This is a genomic window from Bacillus sp. GM2, assembly GCF_056155945.1.
The window spans coordinates 75,492-90,221 of the sequence record NZ_JBRKSZ010000008.1; the positions used below are offsets into that span (position 1 = coordinate 75,492).

16 protein-coding genes are annotated in these 14,730 nt (G+C 43.6%); 4 read left to right on the plus strand and 12 right to left on the minus strand.

The window, feature by feature from the left end:
• Position 1: 1 nt before the first annotated feature.
• The 7 genes from ACVC9U_RS15240 to ACVC9U_RS15270 form a co-directional block, all read right to left on the minus strand.
• Complete coding sequence (locus ACVC9U_RS15240; RefSeq protein WP_075755125.1) at positions 2–565, minus strand: hypothetical protein; 564 nt, start codon at positions 563–565, stop codon at positions 2–4.
• Positions 555–1,049, minus strand: coding sequence for an RNA polymerase sigma factor (locus ACVC9U_RS15245; RefSeq protein WP_075755123.1), 495 nt, complete (start codon positions 1,047–1,049; stop codon positions 555–557). Before ACVC9U_RS15245 ends, ACVC9U_RS15240 begins: the two co-directional genes overlap by 11 nt.
• A gap of 668 nt (positions 1,050–1,717) precedes the next feature.
• Positions 1,718–3,385, minus strand: a complete 1,668-nt coding sequence (locus tag ACVC9U_RS15250; protein WP_441391246.1) for a coiled-coil domain-containing protein — start codon at positions 3,383–3,385, stop codon at positions 1,718–1,720.
• On the minus strand, positions 3,382–4,344 hold the full coding sequence (locus ACVC9U_RS15255) for a hypothetical protein (protein ID WP_075755119.1): 963 nt from the start codon (positions 4,342–4,344) through the stop codon (positions 3,382–3,384). The genes ACVC9U_RS15250 and ACVC9U_RS15255 overlap by 4 nt, the downstream gene beginning before the upstream one ends.
• Before the next feature lie 78 nt (positions 4,345–4,422).
• Positions 4,423–4,884 (minus strand): DUF6884 domain-containing protein, encoded by a 462-nt coding sequence (locus ACVC9U_RS15260; RefSeq protein WP_075755117.1) that lies wholly within the window; start codon positions 4,882–4,884, stop codon positions 4,423–4,425.
• A gap of 49 nt (positions 4,885–4,933) precedes the next feature.
• A complete protein-coding gene (gene rlmD, locus ACVC9U_RS15265; RefSeq protein WP_154495829.1) occupies positions 4,934–6,340 on the minus strand; it encodes a 23S rRNA (uracil(1939)-C(5))-methyltransferase RlmD in 1,407 nt (468 codons plus the stop codon).
• Positions 6,341–6,342: 2 nt separating this feature from the next.
• The gene (locus tag ACVC9U_RS15270) at positions 6,343–7,206 is read right to left on the minus strand and encodes a DNA-3-methyladenine glycosylase family protein (protein WP_075755115.1); all 864 of its coding nucleotides are present in this window, start codon (positions 7,204–7,206) and stop codon (positions 6,343–6,345) included.
• Positions 7,207–7,339: 133 nt separating this feature from the next.
• Here ACVC9U_RS15270 and corA point away from each other — a divergent pair, with 133 nt between their 5' ends.
• The 3 genes from corA (at position 7,340) to ACVC9U_RS15285 (ending at position 8,953) form a co-directional block, all read left to right on the plus strand.
• Positions 7,340–8,299, plus strand: coding sequence for a magnesium/cobalt transporter CorA (gene corA / locus ACVC9U_RS15275; protein WP_075755113.1), 960 nt, complete (start codon positions 7,340–7,342; stop codon positions 8,297–8,299).
• A 57-nt stretch (positions 8,300–8,356) separates the two neighbouring features.
• The gene (locus tag ACVC9U_RS15280; protein WP_441391247.1) at positions 8,357–8,539 is read left to right on the plus strand and encodes a hypothetical protein; all 183 of its coding nucleotides are present in this window, start codon (positions 8,357–8,359) and stop codon (positions 8,537–8,539) included.
• A 192-nt stretch (positions 8,540–8,731) separates the two neighbouring features.
• Positions 8,732–8,953, plus strand: coding sequence for a hypothetical protein (locus ACVC9U_RS15285; protein ID WP_441391248.1), 222 nt, complete (start codon positions 8,732–8,734; stop codon positions 8,951–8,953).
• Positions 8,954–9,132: 179 nt separating this feature from the next.
• Here ACVC9U_RS15285 and ACVC9U_RS15290 read toward each other — a convergent pair whose 3' ends face one another.
• From ACVC9U_RS15290 to ACVC9U_RS15300, 3 genes are all read right to left on the minus strand, one after another.
• Positions 9,133–10,236 carry a glycerol dehydrogenase gene (locus tag ACVC9U_RS15290; protein ID WP_075755109.1) on the minus strand — a complete coding sequence of 368 codons (1,104 nt, stop codon included), beginning with the start codon at positions 10,234–10,236 and terminating at the stop codon, positions 9,133–9,135.
• A 174-nt stretch (positions 10,237–10,410) separates the two neighbouring features.
• Entirely contained in the window at positions 10,411–11,202 is a 792-nt protein-coding gene (gene pdaA, locus ACVC9U_RS15295) for a delta-lactam-biosynthetic de-N-acetylase (protein ID WP_075755190.1), read from the minus strand.
• Between the two features lie 108 nt (positions 11,203–11,310).
• Entirely contained in the window at positions 11,311–11,496 is a 186-nt protein-coding gene (locus tag ACVC9U_RS15300; RefSeq protein ID WP_003179806.1) for an SE1561 family protein, read from the minus strand.
• A gap of 143 nt (positions 11,497–11,639) precedes the next feature.
• Here ACVC9U_RS15300 and yfkAB point away from each other — a divergent pair, with 143 nt between their 5' ends.
• Positions 11,640–12,761: a radical SAM/CxCxxxxC motif protein YfkAB gene (yfkAB, locus tag ACVC9U_RS15305; RefSeq protein WP_441391249.1), complete on the plus strand. Its 1,122-nt coding sequence runs from the start codon at positions 11,640–11,642 to the stop codon at positions 12,759–12,761.
• 30 nt (positions 12,762–12,791) lie between these two features.
• Here the strand turns inward: yfkAB and ACVC9U_RS15310 are convergent, their stop codons facing one another.
• Both ACVC9U_RS15310 and cax read right to left on the minus strand, forming a co-directional pair.
• On the minus strand, positions 12,792–13,583 hold the full coding sequence (locus ACVC9U_RS15310) for a YfkD famly protein (RefSeq protein ID WP_075755105.1): 792 nt from the start codon (positions 13,581–13,583) through the stop codon (positions 12,792–12,794).
• Positions 13,584–13,649: 66 nt separating this feature from the next.
• Positions 13,650–14,705: a calcium/proton exchanger gene (cax, locus tag ACVC9U_RS15315; protein WP_075755103.1), complete on the minus strand. Its 1,056-nt coding sequence runs from the start codon at positions 14,703–14,705 to the stop codon at positions 13,650–13,652.
• Between the last annotated feature and the right edge of the window lie 25 nt (positions 14,706–14,730).

A 14,730-nucleotide genomic window follows, 5' to 3' on the forward strand; every position in this document is an offset into this window, starting at 1 on the left:
ATCAACTACTTTCTTTCAGCTTTAAGAACAGCCATCCGATCATCATCCCGGCCGCGGCGAAAAAACAGTGAATAGCAGCAAGCATGAAAGCGCCAAAGACGGCATACAGCAGGTGCTCCACAACCCCTGTACCGTCAGCTGCGTCCCATCCGGCCAGAATATCCCCCATCCCCCAAATGAAAATCGGCGCAAAGGAGAGGAGCATCACGAGTTTCATATCCCGGTAAAACAAGTACACCGCAAGCCCAAGCACGGCGTACCACAAAATAAAGCCGAAGCTCTCATTTAACAGGGATGTGTGAATCGCGAGAAAAAACGAAATGGCTGTAAACATCAATTGGTACAAGGAGAGCTTCCGATTGATTTTTTTAAACATTTGACTTTCATGAACAGACGACTCGATATGTTCCTTCGGAAGCTCGGCCTCCGTCATCTTCAAAAGCCTATGAAGCTCTTCATCGTTTTCGGCCGCTTCCTCAATCCATTCAGCCGTCTCCTTGCTTAACAGCCCCTCATGGTATAAAGGAAGCAAATCTTTGAATACACTGCGTTCCTTATCCTTCATCATACCCCTCCATTTCTTGCTGCAGCTTGAGCTTCGCTCTGTGAAACCCGACCCTGGCACCGTTTTCGGTTTTGCCTGTGAGCATGCCGATTTCTTTAAATGACAATTCTCCGTAGATACGGAGGGTGACCATTTCCTTTGAATCCTCATCAAGCCGGTTGATTTCCTCGAGAAGCCGCCGCTCTTTCTCGGTTTTCAGAAGTTGTTCTTCAGGAGATAAGCAAGCCGCTTCCTCATGCTGAAATATCGTGTTTGCCCCGGCTTTTGACGCTCCTGAACGAAAGTGTTTTTTCAACACATTTTTAGCAATCGCAAACACCCATGTTTTGATTGTCGACTTTCCCGAAAATGTATGATAGCCTTTCACAGCCTGATAAAATACTTCCTGTGTTAAATCTTCCGCCATTTCTTTATGGAATGTCTTAACGTAGAAAAAGGCATAAACGGAAGGCTGAATACTCTTGTAGACTTCCTCAAGCTTCATAAAGCCCCTCCCTGGCTGGGCATGCCGCTATTTTTCTATTCACTTATTAGTACCGCTGAACTTCTTTTTGTTACAAAAAATCGCATAAAAAAAGAGACAACACCGAAACATTCATGTTATCTCCGGTATCCGTAGCAGTCTGCCCGCGGTATGAAAAGGAGGCAAAAAGACACCTCATCTAGACAGCTGTTCAAATGGTCGATCATCATCTGCCGTCCTTCCACCACAGCCACCTTGTCTCTCAACTTGAACCAGTGCGACGAGTCCGTGAAGCATTTATAGGTGACATCTACACCTGCTTCAATTTCTTTTGTAACTGTTTACTCGTATAAATCTTTTCTTTTGGCACACTTTTCATCAGTGTATCTCATCCTCCTCTTTATTCGTCTAATCGACGTTTTCAATGTGCATGGTGAAATTCATAAAAACTATGTCATATCTTTCGGTGTAACCACACAAATTTCAATTCGTATGAGACACAAAATTACTCCCGCTAGCGCTCTCTGACTTGCAAACCAAAACAGGCAAAATGAAAGTTTCATTTTGCCTCCCTGTAAACCTTTATTTATACTCTCTCCTCTAATTAAAAAATACAAACAAAAATAATTGATCTACTCAAACTCTCATATTAACTACGATTAACCCTACTAATTGCATACAAGAAGTTTTTATTGATTGCTTGTTCTAACCATGGATAACAACTTTTGATAATTTTCTTTATCAAGTATCGGATATTTCAATCTTATTACATTATATTTATCCAAACTAGATAAATACTGTAAGTTCTCCGAAATAGTTACAAAAAAAGTTTGGCTTGGTATCGATAGAAAATATTTTTCAACCTCTTTAAACGTGATTTTCACAGTTTCTTTATCAATTTCATTTTTTACAAAAGAGTCTATTCCAAATGGGATAGTATATACACCATACTCTGAAATTAATCTTATGTATGTCAAATACAGTGCAAGGAGAGTTTTATTGTTATCCATACCACTGCCTTTAACTTCACTAAAATTAAAGAATTCAATTTCACTTAGTTTTGTACTTCCTAATCGCAAATTAATATCACTTAATATCTCATAAAACCTTTTACTTATATTAGATTTTCTGTCCTTTTGATCTTCTTTTAGTTCTCTAATTTCTTTTGCTAAAGTCTTAATCAATACCTCCAAATCTTTTCTGTCATCACTTAATTTGTCGATTGTTTTTAAAAACTCTTCATTAGCTAATCTCTTAGATTCCAAATCAATATATTCTTTTAGATTTAGAATCTCTTTAATTTCCATTTTTCGTTTGGAAAGAGTGCTATATTTTGAATCTAATTCGGCAATTTCATTTTGTAACTCTTCAATTTCATTTTGTAATTTCTCATTCTCCTTATTGTTAAAATCAAGCATGTTTTGTATTTCTAACAAATTGTTTTTTAATTTAAGCCTTGTTAATGACTGTTCTAAGGTTAGCTTTGAATGACAATGTATACATTCTAACTCAACGTCCTTGTATGTTTTTTTGTTAACAGTCATTATTTTTTCAAGTTCAACATTATCTTGAGAATTTAAATCTTGTTTCGTTTTTTTAGCAAATATCTCTTTCTTTTTCACAGAAATTTCACTTGAAATTCTACTTAACTGTTTCAAATAATTATTAAAGGTTTCTTTAAGCTTTTTAAGATCGTAAGGTGATGTATCGATCATTTTTGTGTTTTTAACATATTCTTCTTGCAAACTATTTAGTACTTCAATTTTAGATTTAATTTGCTTAACTTTTTTTTGATTTTTACTTTTTTCATTTTCTTTCTCAAGAATTCCTTGGTTTGAAATGCCTAAAACATATTCCAAAATATCACCTGGTATGTTCGAATATCTCCCCAATGAATCAGAAGAGTTTTTAAAAATATACCCATTCCATGATTTATCCTGATCAAGATAAAAAGATGTTAATATTTCGGTAGCATACACAGAAGAAAGTTCATTAGTTTTTGACTTTTTCAATTTTAATTTCATATTGATGGATAGTTTTTCTTCTAGCCATTCAGAAAACTCTTTAAGACTTAAAACACCGTCAGAGTCTGAAACATAAAATAAAGTGTTATACCTAATAATTGAATAAGCTGAACCTTTTATTAATATGTCGACCCGAAATCGCATAGTGTTAAAATTCCAACCATGCGGAAATTGTTTAATCTCAAATCCTAAAGCATAATATAAAGATTTGATTAAACTTGATTTTCCAATTGTAGTCCTATCACTTGTAATTATATTTGCGTTTTGTGAGAAAGAAAATTCATTTGCTACTTCATTTTCATAATCTAAAATAATTAATCTCTCTACTATCATGCAATTTCACTCATTTCTACTAAAACTTCAATTACAATTGCTTTTTTAGCAAATTCATTTATGTTATTAAATTTTTCATTACAATTACACTTCTCAATGGCACTATCAATAATTCCTTCCTCTGTTCCATTAAATAAATCAAAATCTTCGAGTAATTCTTTAGCTGTTTGCTTTTCATTTGCGTACGAATGAATTATTTTAAGTTGTTCTTTTTTTATCTGCTTTTTATAAAAGAAAGAATAAGATGTCGATTTTAGAAGTTCATCAAACGCATCTAAAGTAGAAGAAAGTTTAAATATTTCTTTTAAGTCTTTTTTTAATATTTCTTTTTTTTTATAGTCTTCTTGAGTCTTAATAATGAATTCGCTTTTTTGGTCAATGAGTGTAAAAAGTTCATTAATTGCAACTTGGCCTCTTTTATGGCTAACATCAATATCTCTTAGGGCCATTTCTCCAAGTAAAACTGTGATAGCCTCAGACAACTTATCTTTAAAAGGTGGTATATACAAATAACTAGTTAACAATTTTCCCTCAAATTCTTTGATGTTTTCATTACCCTTTAATTTTTCAAGTATAGTATTTTTTTGTTCATCGTTATAAGAATATAGAGGGCTACAAATATTGCCCTCAGTGATTTGCACCATTTTTTTTATATCTGACTCAACAAATCCTTTAACAAATATTTTAAAATGCGAATTAGTGCTACCATTACTAAGATTTTTTTCAAGTATTGACTTTCCATCATTACTATTTAAAAGTTTTTTTAAACTTAACTTTTGACTTTTCACTTGAATATATGCATCATAACCATTATATTTAACTTCAAAATCATCTTTCGTTTCAACCAAAATATGGAAATTTGGTTTATCAAAGTTTTTTATTGCTATAAATGTTATCGCTGCTTTTTGAAAATTAAATCCTTTAATAGCAATTGCTCCACCATTTTCAAAATTGCACATACTGACTTCTCCCTAAAATTTAATTATATAATAATGGTAAACGATTACAGGTTATATTTCAATAAACTTCAAGCTGCTTCAGTTCACCTTTAGCTCCCGTCCTTCATCGACAGCCGCTTTCAGCGCCTGCAGCATATAGCCGATTCCCCGGTATCCCGCCAGCGGGTAAGTGATCTGCTGGCGGCTGCCGAACACGTTCCTCAAAACAGGCCTGTATTTTTTTCCGCCGAGCATGACGATTTCATCGTAATCCATCAGGTTTTTCCGTTCACCTTGAGCTTTCAGTTCATCATCCGCCATAATCTCCGGGTAGCGCATCCCGAATGTGACGTCATAGTTTTCAGGAACGATATCTTCTGGCTTTAAAAACCCGTGTTTTGCTGAAAGAATCACCCAATCCGCAAAAAACGTCTGCGCATATGCGCGGCACGCCCGATGAAACGGGCTCAGATAGACATCTTTTGCGGAGGACGGGCCGATGCCCGGATCGACATCCCAGATCTTTTTCGCCCCGCACGGGATGATGCAGAGTCTTTTCATCATGTATCCCCCTTTTGGTTCCGCTAAAAAACGCCTTTGAAAAGGCGTTTTATTTCAGCTTCAGCGATACGACCGATTCGACGTGCGCCGTCTGCGGAAACATATCGACAGGCTGAATGTATTCGACATGGTAATCCTTCGCCAAGTACTGCAAATCTTTCGCAAGTGTTGACGGATTGCATGAGACATAAACGAACCGTTTCGGCTTAACCTGCCTGATCGTATCAAGGAAGGTGCGGTCACAGCCTGTTCTCGGCGGATCGACGATGACGACATCCGGCCTGAAGCCTTCTTTTGTCCATTTCGGCAGCCAGTGCTCCGCCGTCCCTGTGACATAGCGCGCATTTTCGATTCCGTGCTTTTTGGCGTTTTGGTTGGCGTCATCGATCGATTCTTTAATGACGTCCATGCCGCGGATTTCTTTTGCCCCGTCGGCGATCCACATTCCGATCGTGCCGACGCCGCAATAGGCGTCGACGACTTTTTCGCGCCCGCTCAGTTTCGCCGCTTTTTTCACTTCGTCATACAGCTTGACCGTCTGGATCGGATTTAGCTGAAAAAAAGCGCGGGCACTCAGCTCAAATGAAACCTCGCCGAGAAATTCCTGAATGACCATATTGCCGGCTAAGAGCCTTGTATCCTCGCCGAAGACAACCGATGTCTTGGCTTTGTTGACGTTTTGAATCACGGAGGTCACTTCAGGCAGACGCTTTTTGATTTCTTCTGCAATGAGCTCCTTGCGCGGCAGATCTTCTTTTGACGTGACAAGGACAACCTGCACTTCCCCCGTCTCAAAGCCGACCCTCGTCACGATCGTGCGGACGTCGCCCGTGCGCTTCCGTTCGTTGTAGACGGAAATGCCGAAGTCTTCAAGAATCTGCTTGACGGTTTGCGTCGTTTTGTTCGTCGCCGGATGCTGAACAATGCATTCCGTAATCGGGACAAGACGGTGCGAGTCAAGGCCGTACAGCCCGGCCACCATCTTCCCGTTTTTCGAAAGCCCGAGCTGAAACTGGCTTTTATTCCGGTAGTGCCACGGGTTTTCCATGCCGATCGTCGGCCTGATGTCCATTTTGCCGATGTCAAAACGGGTATGCCGTTCGAGCGATTGAATGACGATGTCCCGTTTTCCTTTCAGCTGCTCTTCATAAGCCAGATGCTGGAGCTGGCAGCCCCCGCATTGCTCATAGATGATGCAGGGCGGCTTGACGCGGTGCTCTGAACGCTTGCGCACCTTTTTGACCCGCCCTTCGGAAAATTTCGGATGAACCTTTGTCGCCTCGACGACGACTTCTTCACCAGGCAGTGCGCCGGGGACGAAGACGACTTTTTTCTTGAAGTAGCCGACGCCTTCGCCGTTGATGCCGAGGCGCTTGATCGTCAGCGGAAATTGCTGTCCGACTTTTAATTCTGCTGATGATCCTTTTTTATCACGTTTCACTGATGTTCTCTCCATTTCTACTCAATGCTCCTCCATAAATACAAGGAAGCATAGCTTAAATAAGGGTGCCATTCTTTGCTCATTTCAAGCATTTGTTCTTTTGTCGGTTTATCGTTTAAGCCAAAATGGCGTTTGATGGCGTTTTGGATGCCGATATCGGCGGCCGGAAACAGATTGGGGCGGCCCAGTCCGAACAGCAGAACGTTTTGGACGGTCCACGGGCCGATGCCTCTGATTTTCACCAGCTTTTCCATCATGTCTTCATCTGATAATTGATCAAGCTCATCAAGATTTAAACGGCCGTCTGCGATCATCCTTGATGTATCGATGACATATTCAGCCTTCCGCATGCTGAATTGAAGTTCGCGCAAGTCGTTATAGTCGAGCTGTGCAACCGTTTCGGGAAGCGGATAAAACCAGACCCCGTCCTTTTGCTCTCCAAAAGTGTGAACGAACCGCTCCGTGAGCGTATAAGCAAAAGACAGATTCAGCTGCTGGTGGATTATGCATTTCATCAAGCAATGATACAAATGAAAATCGAGCACCAGCGGCGTTCCGGCATGCTCTGCAAAAATTGATGATAAGCTCGATTGTGAAAAGTGATCCAGTACAGGCTGAAGATTTTCCTCCCATCTGAAGATCCGTTTCACTTCTTTCATCATGTCGTCTCGATCGTCTGTACCGCTGACGGCAAACACCGGGGTATCGACAGTTCCCGTCGCCTGCACAGCGACAATCCGGGGCTCTTTGTTTTGATTGCGGAGCGGCAGCTTGACCTCCCTTTTGTCGAGGTTGACCGCATTGAGCGGATCAAGCGAAAGCCTGTCCAAGACGCGGTCAAAATGATACGGCGGTGATACGCTTACAGTTTCCTTCCACATCGCTTCCCATCCCTTTTTCTTCTTTGTCCACAGTATACCATGTTTCAAATTCTCTTAAAAAAGAACAACATTTTATTTTTCATCGAATGAATCACAGCACAGCGCAGCATCCTATGGAAGCGGAGGGGTGTCGATGATTAAACATTTTGCGATGACAAAGGACGGACGGCTTTTATCCGACAACAAAGCAGAAAGGCTGACAGATCAAGATATTGAGTGGTTTTGGACCGATTTCGATCAGCCTTCGGATGAAGAAGTCTCCATGCTCAAAAGCCATTTTCACTTTCACCCTTTATCAGTTGAGGACTGCGTACATCGCTTGCAGCGTCCCAAGCTTGATCAATACGAAGAATATCTTTTTTTCGTCATTCATGCGTTGAATCAAAGGACTTTGGCGTCTGAAGAAGTTGATCTATTCGTTGGAAAAGATTTCATCGTCACATTTCACTTTCATCGTTCAGACGGCATTGAAAAAGTTAGAAGACAGCTTTCGGAAAACAGCGAGTTGTGGAAAAAAGGCCCGAGCCATATCGCCTATATGATCATGGATCAGCTTGTGGACGAATATTTCCCGATTCTTTACAAAATAGAAGACCGCCTCAATGAAATTGCTGAAAGCGACAGCAGAAAAACGTATGGAACGCTGATGAATGAGGTGTTTGATATCCGGAGCGACCTTCTAAAGCTGAGGAAAACAATTATTCCGATGCGGGATTTGCTTTACCGGATTTTAAACATTGAAATTTCAAAAGAAAACCGCGAACGAAAAGCGTATTACAGCGACATTTACGACCACCTCTTGAAGCTGACCGAAATCGTTGAAAACAACCGCGACATGACAGCCGATTTGAGGGACAGCTACCAGACGCTCAACTCCAATCGGATGAACGCCATTATGATGACGCTGACAATCGTCTCAACGATTTTTATTCCGCTCACCTTCATTGCCGGAGTGTACGGCATGAACTTTGACAACATGCCTGAACTGCATTGGCGCTACGGCTATTTTTTCATCCTCGTCATGATGGGAGCCGTTGTCGCCGGCATGATCTTCTGGTTCCGGCATAAAGGATGGTTTGACATTTTCAAGTAAAACCGGAAACCTTTTTCCTCTCTGTTCGACTATTCCTACAACTGAGGAGGGAAAGAAATGAAGGTACATACAGGGCTTGCCGGCATCATCCTGATCGTTCTCGGCTTGTTGATTAGCGCCGAGAATCATCAAAGCGTGTCTGCAGCGGACGCGCTTTTGGGCTTTTTCGGACTGCCTGTCCGGAATTTAGTGGTTCTGATCTGCATGTTGATGCTCATCATCGGCTTCATTATGGCGTAGCGCCATTATGATGGAGTACCGTGGATCCGCTTTAAGCTGTTTTTGTTTATTATCGGCATTTCAGTATTTTACCCGCTGGTCACAGAACAGCTGATGCTCTTTCAAAAATGGAATGCACAAGGCGATGATGCCGTGGAATATATGACAAGGGGAAGCACTTGCAGCTATGAGGGCGATATGGAGGAAGGAAGCATGGACTGTGAGGTCAAAGTGAACAACTACGGGAAAAATACCGAACGCGTCCAGCTCACCCCTGATATGGGAAATGAATTTGACTTTCAGCCGGAAGAGCTGGAACTGTCTCCGCATTCACAGGAAATGTACAGCGTCACTTTTACGGCTCCGGGAAATGAGGATGTGTATGAGTCAGGGATGGAAGAAGAACCGAGAATCAAAATTAAAGTATTGAAATGAGCGGCTGTCACTCGAGTCAAACAGCACGTTTTTGGGAACTTTTAAATATATTGCACGGAAGAGAAAGTTTAGAATGAAAAGGTATACAGAAAAAACGAACTGCAAACAGCCGATTCACAAACTAATAGACAACCCTCAAAGAAAAAAGCCGCTCCTTCACGGAAGCGGCTTTTCGTCTATTAATCGCGATAAGATTCTGCAATCGCGTTGGCGGCGACGATCGCATTGTAGACGTCGTCAGGGGTGACCGGGAACGGCATGTTGCCCATTGTGTCGCCTTCCGCACAAGCGCTTTGAGCGACTTGGCGCCATTCTTCTTCGACAAATTCGTCGACTCCGAGGTCTTGTAATGTCAACGGCAGACCGACGCCTTTAATAAAGTCAATCACGGTCTCCAGCTCTTCGGCCGGCGCGTTTTCAAGAACAAGCTGTGCCAAAAGGCCGAACGTAACTTTTTCGCCGTGCTGAGCCCTGTGCAGGGAAGGAACGGCTGTCATACCGTTGTGAATCGCATGTGCAGCGGCAAGACCGCCTGATTCGGCGCCGACGCCGCTTAAATAGATGGTCGCTTCAATTGTATCTTCGACGGCTCGTGTAGAAACGCCATGCTTGACCGCCTGCATCGCTTTTACGCCGTTTTCCAATAGCGTATCATAGCAAAGACGGGCAAGTCCCAATCCAGTTGTTGAAGGCTTCATCAGCACGAGGTTGTCGCCGTTTGCTTTAAAGCAGGCGCGCGCTTCAAAATATGTCGCCAAGGCGTCTCCGATACCGGCTGCGAAAAAGCGCGGCGGCGCGGATGCCAAAATGTCAGAATCCGCGAGAACGACATCCGGGTTCGTCGGTAAAAACAGATATCGGTCAAACGATCCATCATGTTTATAAATGACGGCAAGGGCCGTACATGGAGCATCTGTTGAAGCAATTGTCGGGAAAATCACAACCGGCAGCTTCTCGTAATAAGCGGTGGCCTTTGCTGTATCAAGCGTTTTTCCCCCGCCGATCCCAACGATGATATTAGCGCCTGCATTGCGTGCAAGCTCCCGGTTACGATCGATTTCTTCCTGTGTGCATTCGTAATTGAATTTTTCAAAAACAGCTTGATTGCCGGCTTTCTGAATCGAATTCCCCGCTTCTTTTTGAGCGCGTTCCAAAATGAATTCATCGCAAATGATATATGCGTGATCGCCATAATCTTCAATGTAATCGTTCAAGTTCTCAAGGAGTCGTTTTCCTGTAATAAATTTTTTAGGTGATGTGACTGATTTTACTAATTTTGACATGGTAATTCCCCCTTCACTATCAATGATATACCTATTTTCTTTTTAAATCTAGTAATATATGTATATAGAATGGATTTTTATTCTATGGAATTGACTAGGGGAAATAAAAGAGCTTGAACCATCAACTTTTCCGATCAAAGCAAAAACCCCGGCTCAGCAACCGGGGCATTGACTTCATAGGGGCTTTAGCATCATAGATTTTTCAAACATCAGGTCATCAAGGCTTTTAAATGTATAACCTTCTTTTTTCAAGTCGGTGATCGCCTGATCAAGCGCTTCTGCATTGTCTTTCGAGACGGTGTGAAGCAAATAGATGGCGCCGGGATGGGCCTGTTTCATCATATTGTCGTACGCATAGCGCCACCCTTTTTGGGCATTGATTTTCCAATCGACAAAAGCAACAGACCAGAATACCGTTTGATAACCGAGCTTTTTCGTTTCTTCAAGCACCCGCTCGCTGAAAACGCCCCGAGGCGGTCTCAGGTAGAGGTTGTTTTTTTCGCCTGTAATTTTGTAAACCTCCTCATCGACCGATTCCAATTCCTCTTGTATCACGCGGCTTGTTTTCGTCGTGAGATCCGGATGGTGATATGAATGATTCCCAATGATATGCCCCTCCTCGGCCATTCGTTTGATCAGCTCCGGCTGATCTTTGACAAAATGGCCCGTCACAAAAAAGGCAGCTTTGACGTTTTGTTTTTTCAGAACATCGAGCACCTTAGGGGTGTAGCCGTTTTCATAGCCGTTATCAAAGGTCAGATAGATCGTTTTTTCCTTTGTGTTGCCCAAATAAAAGGCGTCATACTGCTGTAAAAGGCTGTTCAGCTCTTGACCCGCATCTGCCGGCTGATGGTTTTTGCTTTTTGAAAAGCCCCAATGAATCGCCTTGTTGGAAATTGCTTCAGCATTGCAGCTGAAGGCCAGCGTCAGCAGGAATCCGCAGCATATGGCACAGATTCGTTTCATCATCTTCTCGCTCCTAGTTTTATTTTTTCTTATTGTGCAGAAGGACGGAGCTTTTCATACCAAGCAACACTTGGAAAACAAAAAAACCGCGGCAGAGAATGCGCGGTTTTATTTCCAGTCTTTTTTAAAGCGCTCGTATTTGGCTTCCAAATCGTCGAGCATGCTGATCAGTCTGTCAATATCTTCAAGGTCGGTCGATTCCGGGTCTAAAGAATCGATGACTGACATAAACATATCCAATCTGTTTTTTAAATAATTGACTTGCTGTTCTTTGTCATGTACTGCGTTACCCATGATTCTCCTCCTTTTGTTCCTTTATCGTAGCCTATAAACGGCCTTTTTTCAATCATCCATGACTTGCACGCCTCAAGGATCAGGTCTAAAATGAATAGTTGGGCTATATTAGTATGTCCTATCATAAAGGAGTTAGATGTGTCATGACAGAAAAAACGCAGGTTCGTCCGATTACCCCGGAATATGATCCGTGGGAAGCCTACATGGACGTTGACCAATATGGAGATATACAGCTGACAAACGTTGAATTTACGACGACGACTCTTTGCAATATGCGCTGCGAGCACTGCGCCGTCGGGTATACGCTCCAGACGAAGGACCCGGACGCGCTGCCAGTCAGCCTTCTGTTGAAACGGCTTGATGAGATTCCCCGCCTTCGTTCTTTAAGCATTACGGGCGGCGAGCCGATGCTTTCATTAAAATCCGTAAAGGAATATGTCGTTCCTTTATTAAAATACGCTCATGAACGCGGCGTGCGGACGCAGATCAACTCAAACTTGACGCTCGATATCGGCCGCTACGAGCTGATCATCCCCTACCTTGATGTACTTCATATTTCCCACAACTGGGGAACAGTCGAAGACTTTGCAGAAATCGGCTTCGCCATGATGGATAAAAAGCCGACATTTGCCCAGCGGGCGCGCTATTTCGAAAAAATGATCGAAAACAGCCGGACGCTTGTTGATGAAGGGGTTATGGTATCCGCCGAGACGATGCTCAACAAACGGACGCTCCCTCACATCGAGCATATTCACCGGCAAATTGTCGAAGACATGAAATGCCAGCGCCATGAGGTCCACCCGATGTATCCGAGTGACTTTGCAAGCGTACTTGAATCTTTAAGCTTACAAGACATGAGGAAAGCGATCCACCGCCTTCTTGAAATTCGCGACGAAAATACGTGGATGCTGTTCGGCACCCTGCCGTTTTACGCGTGCAGCCCTGATCCTGAAGATCACGCCCTCTTACAGCGGCTGCGCGAAGCGAAAAACGTCACCGTCAGAAACGACCCTGACGGCAGATCGCGCCTGAACGTCAATATTTTTGATGGCAATATCATCGTGACCGATTTCGGAGATACTCCGCCGCTCGGCAACATTCAGACAGACAGCCTGCCAAGCGCCTACGCGAAGTGGAGAAAAACAGAGCTTGCCAAAGAGCTCAACTGCCACTGCCCGCACGTCCGGTGCCTCGGACCGAATGTACTCGTCAAAAACAGCTATTATCAAGATGTTGATTTCACTTCCAGAACAGCAAGAGTATGAAAAAAGCAAGCCTCAAAAAGGCTTGCTTTTTTAATTCGGCTGATGGCTAAGCTGAAAGCCGAATGTGAGGTGATCCTGTACAGGAATCCAGGCGCCGATTCCTTGCGAGGTGATATTTTTGACGACCAGCTTTCTTTTGTTGCCTTTTAATACGATGTACACTTCGCCGTAGGTGACTTTTCCTTTTTCATTGACGGCCGGTGCATAGGCGTGTAAATTCCCCAGTTTTTTCGGCTGTACTTTATAAATCTGATCGCGTTTTGTACCGGCGCCGACGACTGTTTCAAAGGCGAGCGGCAGCTTTGTTTTTTCCATGGCTTCAAGCATCATCATGTTTTTCACATCGTCCGCTTTCGGAACTTTCGCTGTTAAGCCGCCTTTGATTTTGCTCGTCTGTTCCTGGGAATACGTGAGTTCGGCAGGTGCTTTCCCGCCCCGGTTGTCAAAGCGGTTTGTGTTGATTTTGCGGTATTCCCAGTTCGCAACGGTTTCATTCGAGGTATACCCGAGCGCCCATCTGCCCAAATAAATCGTCGCTCTGTAGCCGATTGCCAGCGGTGTGCCGGAAATGCTTGACTCATTCAGCATTTTGATGAGATGCGGATTTTCAATCGCGATATCGGTTGTTTTCAGCAGTTCTTCGGCGAGTTCGCTCGGCTGCAGCCTCGGCTGATCCTGAGACGCGTTAGGGTATGTGTTCTCTTTGGAAATATTCGTGACAGAGCTTGGAATCTTGATCGGCTTGGCTGCATCAGCTTCCTGTACAGCGAAAAAACTAAAGGATAAAAACGCAGTCAGCGTAAAACACAAAAGCTTTTTCATACTATCACTCTTTCTGTTTCTTTTCCCTTATTGTTTTCCGGATGCTCTCCGTTTATCCCAATTTTTTTAAAGAAGGAAAAAACCGATTCCCATGATGATATAAGCGGCCAGCAATGTCGCGCCTTCAAACCAGTTCGTATCCCCGTCGTTGGAAATGATGATCATCAAAAGGACGGCGGAAGCCATGGCGACGAGCTCCGGCAAGGTAAAGACGAGCGGCATGCTCGCTGGAAAAAACAAAGAGCTGATCACAAGAACGGGTGCGACAAACATCGCGATCTGCAGCGTTGATCCGATCGCAATTTCAACTGCGACATCCATTTTGTCCTTATAGGCCATAATGACGGCGGAAGCATGCTCTGCCGCATTTCCAACGATCGCGACAATGATGACCCCGATGAAAAGCTCCGACCAGCCGAATTGTTCGGCCACCGTATCAAATGTATGGACGAGGTGCTCGGAAATGTAGGCAACGGCAACGGTCGCCAAAAATAAAATCAATGTTGCCCTCTTTCCCGACCATTCCGGCTCTTCATGCGATTCTTCCCGCTCATTTTGATTCGTCTGGTAAACCCCGCGGTGGCTGACAAGCTTGAAATAAAGCGCGGCCAGGTAAAGCAAAATCATGATGATGCTGATGCCGACGCTCATCGACAGCTTCCTCGGCTCTGTCATTTCGGCTGAAAATACTTCAGGGATGACGAAAGCGACAATCACCGCGAACATGAGCAAACCTGAATTGTGTCTCGCATCATACACGTTGAATTCCTGGCGCTTATATTTCAGGCCCCCGATGAAAAACGACAGGCCGGCGACCAGGAGAAGGTTGCCGAGGACAGATCCTGTCAGCGATGCGAGCACAATGCCGATCAGTCCTTCCCGCAACGCGAAAATCGAAATGATCAGCTCAACGGCGTTTCCGAACGTCGCATTTAAAAGGCCCCCGATCCTCGGGCCCGCAATAATCGCAAGGCTTTCGGTGGCTCTTCCCATATAGCTTGCAAGCGCGATGATCGTCAGGCAGTATATGATGAACAATAAAACTTGCGGCCAATGCAGAATGCTCCCTGCGACAGAAAGGGGAACTCCCGCAGCCATCATCCAAAAGAAAAAACGGCCCATTATTCATTCCTCTTTTCTATTTTGG